The organism is Vibrio sp. V19_P1S1T109 (assembly GCF_002241375.1).
Lineage (GTDB): Bacteria > Pseudomonadota > Gammaproteobacteria > Enterobacterales > Vibrionaceae > Vibrio > Vibrio anguillarum.
In genome coordinates, this window is sequence record NZ_NDIM01000007.1 from 53,604 (window position 1) to 63,332 (window position 9,729).

A 9,729-nucleotide genomic window follows, 5' to 3' on the forward strand; every position below is an offset into this window, starting at 1 on the left:
TGCGTGGTAAGCCTATAAATTAATGCAAGACTAATTCTTCGATTTGGGTTCCCTCGCCCCCAAAACAAACTAAAAAGGTACACAATGAGTTACTTTACCCTTGCGCAGCAGCGCAAAGCTTTGGCACTTTTAGTGCTATTTCATTTGATCATTATTGCATCAAGCAATTATTTGGTTCAGTTGCCCTTTACTGTATTCGGTTTACATACCACTTGGGGCGCATTTACTTTCCCATTCATTTTTCTGGCAACGGATCTCACTGTACGCATTTTTGGTGCAGCGTTGGCTCGTAAAATCATTTTCTTAGTGATGTTACCGGCTTTGATTGTTTCTTATGCACTCTCGGTGCTATTTTTTGAAGGTCAATTCCAAGGGCTTGCCCAGCTTCATGAGTTTAATCTGTTTGTTGCGCGTATTGCGATTGCCAGTTTTATGGCGTATTTGCTAGGGCAAATTATGGATGTGCATGTGTTTAATCGTCTGCGCCAGATGAAGCAGTGGTGGGTTGCGCCAACATGTTCTACGTTATTTGGTAATGCACTAGACACGGTCGCTTTTTTTGCGATTGCTTTCTATCAAAGCCCCGATCCGTTCATGGCTGAACATTGGACCGAAATTGCCTTGGTTGATTATGGTTTTAAACTGGTGATCAGTTTAGGCCTGTTTGTGCCGATGTACGGTGTGCTGCTCAATTACTTGATCCGGAAGCTGACAGCGGTCAACCCTGATTTTCGAACCGTTGGGATCAATGCTCAGTAGTTGAAATGTTCAGTAGTGGAGTAGCAAGCCATTATACTAGGAAGATAGAAAATCAAAGCCCGAGCAAGTGCTGCTCGGGCTTTTTTATGTGTCTGCATCTTATAACTATGATAGGTCGATAATGAGTGGCCAACCAATGTCGCTTTGACGGTTTGCTTCAATATCCAGCTCGGCGGTGGTGAGAGGATTGGCCGCTAACCATTTGGCGGATAACCGAAGAGTCAGTTGGTCACCTTGAGCTTGCAGTGTAAATTTAGGCTGTAGTGCCTCGTTACGACGATGGCTGAGCAATACGGCAAGGCGCAGTAAACGTAACACCCGCTTGGCGCTGTTGCCCGACAGAGCATACTGCTCTGGCAATGAAGAGAGCTGCTCGCGATAACGACGAGCAATTTCGCCTAGAAAGTGTTTCTGTGCACGGGTATAGCCGGGTAAGTCGAGGTTTTGTAACAGGTAGGCGCTGTGTTCACCGCCTTTTTTTAAATCAATCGCTAACCCTATTTCATGCAATTGTGCAGCGGTAGTGAGCAGCATTTCAGCTTGCGGTTCCGCAATCCAATCTTCCCCCCCACACTGTTTGAGCAGCGATTGGGCAAGTTGAGCCACTTGCTTGGCGTAGTCAACATCAATTTGATATCGCACCTGGACGCTATTGATGGTACGCGTTCGAATGTCATCTTGGCGCAGCTCTTCGACCATTTCATACACTAAGCCTTCACGCAATGCGCCGCCAGCTAAAGTCATCGATTCAATCTCGAGCAGTTCAAAGATGGCGATTAAAATCGAGAGGCCACTTGGGAAAACTAACGCTCGCTCTAAAGTTAAGCCTTCAATATCAAGCTCTTCCAAGTGATCGGCGAGCATCGCTTGTTTTTGCAAGCGTTTTAGTTTGGTATGAGTGATCACCTCATCCATCCCTTGCGCCAGCATAATCTCTTGCAACGCTTGTACTGTGCCACTGGCACCCACGCACACATCCCAACCTAACTGTGTGTACTGCTCAAGGATAGGCGCTAACGTCTGTTTTGCCGCATCGATCGCTCGATTAAAGTTAGCCGCGTTAAGCTGTCTGTCTTTAAAATGGCGCTCAAGCCAAGTGACGCAGCCCATTTTTAAACTGGTTAACGCTTTAGCATTGAACCCTTCACCAATGATGAGTTCAGTACTGGCCCCACCAATATCGACAACCAAGCGTCGTCCTAAGCCACCTGAAGTGTGCGCCACTCCTTTATAGATAGTTGCCGCCTCTTCTTCACCGGAAATTACCTGAATGGGGTGGCCGAGTATTTGGTTGGCTTGAGTTAAAAACAGTTCAACGTTGGTGGCTGTACGCAGTGTGGCAGTGCCAACAATACGGATATTGCTGGCGGGTACATCTTGCAGTCGTTCCGCAAATAAACTGAGGCAGTCCCATCCTCGCTGCATCGCTTCTTGGCTAAGAGCGTTGTTATCATCTAACCCGGCGGCCAAGCGTACTTTGCGCTTTATTTTGGCCATCGTTTGTACACTGCCATCAATATGACGCACGATGAGCATATGAAAACTGTTCGACCCAAGGTCGATGGCAGCGTAGAGCGGCGAGGAGACGGCTTTACTCATAAATGGATTACGAACCCTTATTACTTTGATGCGGTTGACGTGGGCGACGACTTTGTGGCTTACGGTTGCCAGTACGAGGGCCATTGTTATTAGTACGGCGCTGCTGAGGATTACGAGAACGCAAACGAATTGGCGGCGGTAAGTCTTCAATCAACGCCGATGCATCGTAATCAGAAACAGGAACCGCGTGCCCGGTGTACTCTTCAATCGCGGTTAGGTTAATGGCGTACTCTTCACAGGCAAAACTAATCGAGTGACCACTCTCTCCTGCGCGACCTGTACGACCAATGCGGTGTACGTAGTCTTCACAGTCATCAGGTAAGTCGTAGTTGAATACGTGTGTGACTTGAGGAATGTGTAAGCCTCGCGCTGCCACGTCGGTTGCAACAAGAATGTCGACATCACCGGTAGTGAATTGCTCAAGGATTTTTTCACGTTTCTTCTGCGGTACATCACCCGTTAGTAGGCCGACACGGTGCCCATCTGCAGCTAAATGACCCCAAATAGAGTCGCAGCGGTGTTTTGTGTTGGCAAAAATGATGGCGCGATCTGGCCAGTCTTGTTCTATCAGTGTCTGTAATAGCGCCATCTTATGTTCGTTAGACGGGTAGAACAGCTCTTCTTGGATGCGATGGCCAGTTTTTTGTTCTGGTTCAACAACCACGTGCTCAGGGTTATGCATGTGCTCGAACGCCAACTCTTGAACGCGATAAGAAAGCGTGGCTGAAAACAGCATGTTCAGGCGCTCTTTAGGTTCTGGCATACGGCGAAACAGAAAACGAATGTCCTTGATAAAACCAAGGTCAAACATGCGATCAGCTTCATCCAGCACAACGGCTTGAATATTATTCAAGTTAAACACGTGTTGTTTGTAGAAATCGATGATACGTCCTGTTGTACCGATCAATATGTCGACACCATCTTGCAGCTTAGACAACTGCTTATCGTAGCTTTCACCACCGTAAGCCAGCGCGGCTTTGATGCCAGTGCTGGCAATCAGAGGTTCGGCGTCGTTATAAATTTGAATCGCTAACTCACGAGTCGGGGCCATAATAATGGCACGCGGCTGCGTCGGTTTTCGCCCTTCATGTTCAGGGGTTGTTAGTAAGTGGTTAAAAGTAGCAGCGAGAAACGCAAGCGTTTTACCAGTCCCTGTTTGGGCCTGGCCTGCAATGTCTTGGCCGGTGAGCAGTACCGGCAACGCCAAGGCTTGGATCGGGGTACAGTAATCGAACCCTTTTTTTTCCAATCCTTCAACAACTTGAGGATGTAATCCCAAATCGGCGAACTTTTGCTCTGTGATATGTGTCTTTTTCATCGCCATAGAATATCAGCTTAAGCTTGCAATACGAAAGTAAATACATTCCAATAGAGCATCTATTTACTGGTTAGCTTATAATCAGTGCAGAAAAACATATTGGAGTGGAAGATGAGCGATAAGATTTTGCAGCTTACAGATGATGGTTTTGAGAACGATGTAATCAAAGCTGCAGGCCCTGTTCTTGTTGATTTTTGGGCAGAATGGTGTGGTCCTTGTAAGATGATTGCGCCAATTTTGGATGAAATCGCTAGCGAGTACGAAGGCAAACTGACTATCGGTAAATTAAATATCGACCACAACGCAGGTACTCCACCTAAGTTTGGTATTCGTGGCATCCCAACCTTGCTGCTGTTCAAAAATGGCAACGTCGCTGCAACGAAAGTTGGTGCGTTATCAAAAACTCAATTGAAAGAGTTTTTGGACGCAAACCTATAACAGGTATCGCAAAGCCGTACATTTTCTGATGCACGGCTTTGTTTTTTTGAAAAGAAACAAACTCTAGACTAGGCTATTATTTAGTGCTAGTTTATCGCACGTTAATTAGACAAGTGTTCACTTCTTGGTCGATCCTGAGACCAAAATCCATCTTAACTAGAAAATAGATCCTATTTTGACTAAACAAGTATCCACCACAATGAATCTAACAGAATTGAAGAACAGACCCGTGTCTGATCTTGTGAAACTTGGTGAGAGCCTAGGCCTCGAAAACCTAGCGCGTCTAAGAAAACAAGACATCATCTTCTCCATCCTAAAAGCGCACGCAAAAAGTGGTGAAGATATATTTGGTGATGGGGTCTTGGAAATTCTTCAAGACGGTTTTGGTTTCTTACGTAGCGCCGACTGTTCATATTTAGCTGGCCCTGATGATATCTACGTATCACCAAGCCAAATTCGCCGTTTCAACTTACGCACCGGTGACTCAGTATCCGGCAAAATTCGCCCACCAAAAGAAGGCGAACGTTATTTCGCATTGTTAAAAGTTAACACTGTTAACCACGACAAACCGGATAATGCACGTAACAAGATTTTATTTGAGAACTTAACTCCACTGCATGCCAATGAACGTATGATCATGGAGCGTGGTAATGGCTCGACAGAAGACATTACGGCACGAGTTCTAGACCTTGCCTCTCCGATTGGTAAAGGCCAGCGTGGTTTGATTGTTGCTCCGCCAAAAGCGGGCAAAACCATGTTGCTACAAAATATCGCGCAAAGTATTGCTAACAACCATCCGGATTGTGTGTTGATGGTGCTACTGATTGACGAACGTCCTGAAGAAGTAACGGAAATGCAACGCCTTGTGAAAGGCGAAGTGGTTGCTTCTACGTTTGATGAGCCAGCTTCACGCCACGTACAAGTGGCAGAAATGGTGATCGAAAAAGCAAAACGTTTGGTTGAGCATAAGAAAGATGTCGTTATCCTGCTTGATTCCATCACACGTTTAGCTCGCGCCTACAACACTGTGATACCGTCATCTGGCAAAGTGTTGACTGGTGGTGTGGATGCCAACGCATTGCAACGCCCTAAGCGCTTTTTTGGTGCGGCTCGTAATGTAGAAGAAGGCGGTAGTTTAACGATTATTGCGACGGCACTGGTTGATACTGGCTCTAAAATGGATGAAGTTATCTACGAAGAGTTTAAAGGTACAGGTAACATGGAATTGCACCTTAACCGTAAAATTGCGGAAAAACGTGTTTTCCCTGCTATCGACTTCAACCGCAGCGGTACTCGCCGTGAAGAGTTGCTTACTAAACCTGATGAGTTACAAAAAATGTGGATTCTGCGTAAGATCGTTCACCCAATGAGTGAAAGTGACGCAATGGAATTCTTAATTGATAAGCTCGCGATGACGAAAACTAATGATGAGTTTTTTGATGCGATGCGCCGTCAATAATAGACGCTAAGTTTAGTATGACCAACGCCACCGTTTATCGGTGGCGTTTTTGTTTGCATTTGACCCATTAACCTTCCACAATAGGCCAAATGTTACAAGGAGGTTAAAATGCAACAAGGAATGTTGTCGTCGCTTCTCCTCTCGCTATTTTTATTTTGTGCGTGGCCAAGTGCTGCCTCTATAGAAATAACGTCTGATACAGCTCAAAAATGGCTTCAGGAAGAACAAATTCGCCATAAAAGTGCAGAGCTATTGCAGTACGCGGTACATGATGAATTTGATTCTTTGCGTTTTTCATTACAACGTTTAGCGCTATTACCGCAAGAAGCCGCACGTTTTCTGTTGCTGCAAAAAATCGAGCAGTTGGATCTCGCCCTAACGCCGAATATGGTGATCTTCATTGAAGAGCAGCAAGCGCTTGCACCCACTTACCAAGTTGTTGAAAAAGAACAAGGCTATGAATTCTCAACTCCAGCTTTTGACTCTTCTGCGATAGCCAGCCGTTTATTAAAGCGTTGGCGGCAGGAACAAACCATTCTCGACTTCTTGGTGAAGGCGGAGCGCCAAGACCTAGTACTGCAAACATGGTTGTCAGGGACTCAATATCAAGTAAAAATTCGCGAAACGTTACTGATCCGCGAGTTAGATACACTATCCCCAAGTGCTTTGGCTGCGCTCACTGAGCAACTGACATCAGAGCCAGTGACCGGATGGTTACCTTCCACACAAGTGATGGTTCGATTAGCTCAAGTTAGTGAAGATCCTAAAATCTATAAACTCCTGTGGCTGATGCGGGTCGATTTTTCCATTCAGCAGGAACTCACACGATTAGCCAGCGTAAGCGATGAATTTGCGATAAAACAGATCATGGCCGCCAGTGAAAATCCAAGTTTAAAAGTACAAGCGATTAAGGCATTAGTTCGCATCAGCCCCATGCGTCCTGATATCCGCGACTTTCTGATAGCCAAAATGTCAATCAATGAAGAGGTCAATTTAGTGGCCACTGCTTTGGTCGAGCAAGGACACAGCCGCTGGCTAAAGGATTTACTGGTGAGTAATTCTCAGGTGAAAAGTCATGGTATTTTGCAAGCCCTCTCTCAATAACCCTATGAAATTTGGGGATCGTTAATGGGTTGTTTTTGTTATACTGCCTGCAGTTTAATCAGCGATGTAGTAGGCCTATGAGCTTTAAGGATTTACGTGAATTTGTTGACCATCTGGAAAAAACAGGCCAACTAAAACGCATTACTTGCCCGATTGACCCTCATTATGAAATGACGGAAATTAGCGACCGCACTTTGCGTGCCGCAGGTCCTGCCTTGCTATTTGAAAACCCGATCGGTTATACGGTTCCCGTGCTCACTAACTTGTTTGGCACCGCAAAACGCGTCGCGATCGGCATGGGGCGTAAAGAGGTCCAAGAGTTAAGGGAAGTCGGCAAATTACTGGCTTATCTCAAAGAGCCCGAGCCACCACAGGGCTTCAAAGATGCTATCGATAAATTGCCTTTATTTAAGCAAGTGCTCAACATGCCAACCAAACGACTACGCAAGGCCCCTTGCCAGGAGATTGTTTGGCAGGACAACGATGTTGACTTAGACAAAATCCCAGTGATGAGTTGTTGGGCCGATGATGTTGCTCCTCTTCTGACTTGGGGGCTGACCATCACTAAAGGGCCAAACAAGAAGCGACAAAATCTCGGGATTTATCGCCAACAGAAACTCAGTAAAAACAAAGTCATCATGCGTTGGTTGGCGCATCGTGGTGGTGCTCTAGATTTAAGAGATTGGATGGACACTCACCCCGGAGAGAATTTCCCAGTTTCAGTGGCTTTTGGTGCTGATCCTGCAACCATTCTAGGCGCGGTGACACCAGTGCCAGATACGCTTTCTGAATATGCTTTTGCTGGATTGCTACGAGGCAGTAAAACAGAAGTGGTTAAATCGCTCAGTAATGATCTAGATGTGCCTGCTAGTGCGGAAATTGTGCTGGAAGGCTACATAGATCCAAACGAATATGCTGACGAAGGGCCTTATGGTGATCACACGGGTTACTATAATGAAGTTGAAAAGCATCGTGTCTTTACGGTTACGCATATCACAATGCGCAGCAATCCTATCTACCATAGCACTTATACCGGACGCCCACCTGATGAACCAGCTGTGCTTGGTGTTGCGTTAAATGAAGTGTTTGTACCTATACTCCAAAAACAGTTCCCTGAAATCGTCGATTTCTATTTACCGCCGGAAGGTTGTTCTTATCGAATGGCGGTGGTGACGATGAAAAAGCAATACCCTGGTCATGCAAAGCGAGTCATGATGGGAGTTTGGTCGTTCCTTCGCCAGTTTATGTACACTAAATATGTGGTGGTGTGCGATGAATCAGTCGATGCTCGTGATTGGAATTCAGTTATCAATGCAATGACAACACATATGGACCCAGTCCGAGACACTTTATTCATCGAACATACACCGATTGATTCACTTGATTTTGCCTCTCCAGTGGTGGGGCTAGGCTCCAAAATGGGCTTAGATGCTACCATTAAATGGGATGTTGAGAGTGACGGTACAAGACAACAGTCATCACCATCAACGGCTCCTCAGATCAAAGCTGAGCATTTGGATCAGCTTAGAGCACAGCATTCTGAGATTGTTGATATCTATTTAGTGCCATTTTCTAATGATGGTTTCTTGATGGTATCCATGAACAAAGCGTTCGCTGGTCAATCTCAAGAGCTGTTAAAAAAGATATGGGCATTTTTAGAGACATTTTCAAACCTGAAGTTTGTTGTGCTCTGTGATGATGATGTGAATATCCGAGATTGGAATGATGTGATTTGGGCGATAACCACGCGCATGGATCCGTCTCGAGATACTGATCGTATAGAAGCTAACGAAGGGCAATGTTCCAAGCTCCTGCTGGATGCAACCAACAAACTCTCTGGTGAAGTTCAGCGAGAGTGGGGGACGCCAATCCAAAAAGATCACGAGGTCGTCACCAAAATAGACTCGCTCTGGGATGAGCTAGGTATTTTATGACTTATACGGTGATCTTGCTTCCGAAAGGCGATACTTTTGAAGTGCAAGACGGTACAACGGTGTTGGAAGCTGCGCTCAACAAGAACATCTCTTTTCCACACCGTTGTCAAATAGGTGCATGTGCTATGTGTATGTGCAGAAAATTAGAAGGTGTAGTGGAATATAACTTAGAACCGATGTTGACTGACGAAGAGCAGCGACAAGGTTGGATATTCCCTTGCCAAGCCTTTGCAACAAGTAACTTAGTACTTACTTTTGCAGAGTAAGTCAGAGGAAAAACATGACCACCCAATGTAAAGTAAAGTCAATTGAGCCATTAGCCTCTAATACTTATAAAATCATCCTCCAACCTGAAAGTGTTCTTGCATTTAAAGCTGGGCAATATCTCATGGTAGAAATGGGAGAGAAAGATAAACGTCCATTTTCTATCGCAAGCAGTCCTTGCCGTTCTGGTGAACTAGAGTTGCACATTGGTGCCGCTGAGCACAATGCTTATGCACAGGAAGTGGTTGAGAAAATGAGAACGGCATTAAGCAACAATGGTTTAGTCAATATAGATGCACCTCACGGTGATGCGTGGGTAAAAGAAAATGAGCGCCCTCTACTACTCATTGCTGGAGGAACAGGTTTTAGCTATGTACGCTCGATTTTAGATCACTGTATTAGCCAAAAGAAAAGTAACGCTATCTATTTGTACTGGGGAGCAAAAGACGTTTACCAACTCTATGCAAAAACAGAACTGAGTGAGATTGCTCAGCAATTTGAGAACATCCACTTTGTACCTGTTGTTGAAACGGCTGATGAAGGTTGGAATGGTAAGGTTGGCAATGTACTCCAAGCGATCAATGATGATTTCGAGTCGTTAGAAGCGTACGACATTTATATTGCAGGTCGTTTTGATATGGCTGGAGCAGCAAGAGAACAGTTTACCCAATACAAAAATGCAAAAAGCGATCACATGTTTGCTGATGCCTACGCTTTTATTTAAGATCGAGAGAGATTAAAGCCTATCAAAAGAGAGCGAAATGCTCTCTTTTGACGCTTTGTGGCTGCTATTTAAACAAAATAGATGTTTTTCTTATTTTTTATTAAAAACCGCTTGCACTCATCTTCGTTCT

9 protein-coding genes are annotated in these 9,729 nt (G+C 45.2%); 7 read left to right on the forward strand and 2 right to left on the reverse strand.

Features of this window, described 5'->3' with window-relative positions:
• The first annotated feature begins 84 nt into the window (after window positions 1-84).
• Window positions 85-759, forward strand: coding sequence for a 7-cyano-7-deazaguanine/7-aminomethyl-7-deazaguanine transporter (locus tag B9J87_RS00715; protein ID WP_026028324.1), 675 nt, complete (start codon window positions 85-87; stop codon window positions 757-759).
• A 105-nt stretch (window positions 760-864) separates the two neighbouring features.
• Here the strand turns inward: B9J87_RS00715 and gppA are convergent, their stop codons facing one another.
• Both gppA and rhlB read right to left on the reverse strand, forming a co-directional pair.
• Entirely contained in the window at window positions 865-2,358 is a 1,494-nt protein-coding gene (gene gppA, locus B9J87_RS00720; protein WP_094149179.1) for a guanosine-5'-triphosphate,3'-diphosphate diphosphatase, read from the reverse strand.
• Between the two features lie 7 nt (window positions 2,359-2,365).
• A complete protein-coding gene (rhlB, locus tag B9J87_RS00725; protein ID WP_026027733.1) occupies window positions 2,366-3,676 on the reverse strand; it encodes an ATP-dependent RNA helicase RhlB in 1,311 nt (436 codons plus the stop codon).
• A 111-nt stretch (window positions 3,677-3,787) separates the two neighbouring features.
• On the opposite strand from rhlB, the gene trxA reads away from it, so the two are divergent.
• The 6 genes from trxA to fre all read left to right on the forward strand — a co-directional run bounded on the left by trxA (window position 3,788) and on the right by fre (window position 9,599).
• Window positions 3,788-4,114 (forward strand): thioredoxin TrxA, encoded by a 327-nt coding sequence (gene trxA, locus B9J87_RS00730; protein WP_010319293.1) that lies wholly within the window; start codon window positions 3,788-3,790, stop codon window positions 4,112-4,114.
• Between the two features lie 199 nt (window positions 4,115-4,313).
• The gene (gene rho / locus B9J87_RS00735; RefSeq protein WP_010319292.1) at window positions 4,314-5,573 is read left to right on the forward strand and encodes a transcription termination factor Rho; all 1,260 of its coding nucleotides are present in this window, start codon (window positions 4,314-4,316) and stop codon (window positions 5,571-5,573) included.
• A gap of 108 nt (window positions 5,574-5,681) precedes the next feature.
• Window positions 5,682-6,677 (forward strand): hypothetical protein, encoded by a 996-nt coding sequence (locus B9J87_RS00740; RefSeq protein WP_094149180.1) that lies wholly within the window; start codon window positions 5,682-5,684, stop codon window positions 6,675-6,677.
• A 77-nt stretch (window positions 6,678-6,754) separates the two neighbouring features.
• Window positions 6,755-8,611: a 4-hydroxy-3-polyprenylbenzoate decarboxylase gene (gene ubiD / locus B9J87_RS00745; RefSeq protein ID WP_094149181.1), complete on the forward strand. Its 1,857-nt coding sequence runs from the start codon at window positions 6,755-6,757 to the stop codon at window positions 8,609-8,611.
• The gene (locus B9J87_RS00750; RefSeq protein ID WP_013855397.1) at window positions 8,608-8,877 is read left to right on the forward strand and encodes a 2Fe-2S iron-sulfur cluster-binding protein; all 270 of its coding nucleotides are present in this window, start codon (window positions 8,608-8,610) and stop codon (window positions 8,875-8,877) included. The genes ubiD and B9J87_RS00750 overlap by 4 nt, the downstream gene beginning before the upstream one ends.
• Before the next feature lie 14 nt (window positions 8,878-8,891).
• Window positions 8,892-9,599 (forward strand): NAD(P)H-flavin reductase, encoded by a 708-nt coding sequence (gene fre / locus B9J87_RS00755; RefSeq protein WP_064624207.1) that lies wholly within the window; start codon window positions 8,892-8,894, stop codon window positions 9,597-9,599.
• The last annotated feature ends 130 nt before the right edge of the window (window positions 9,600-9,729 follow it).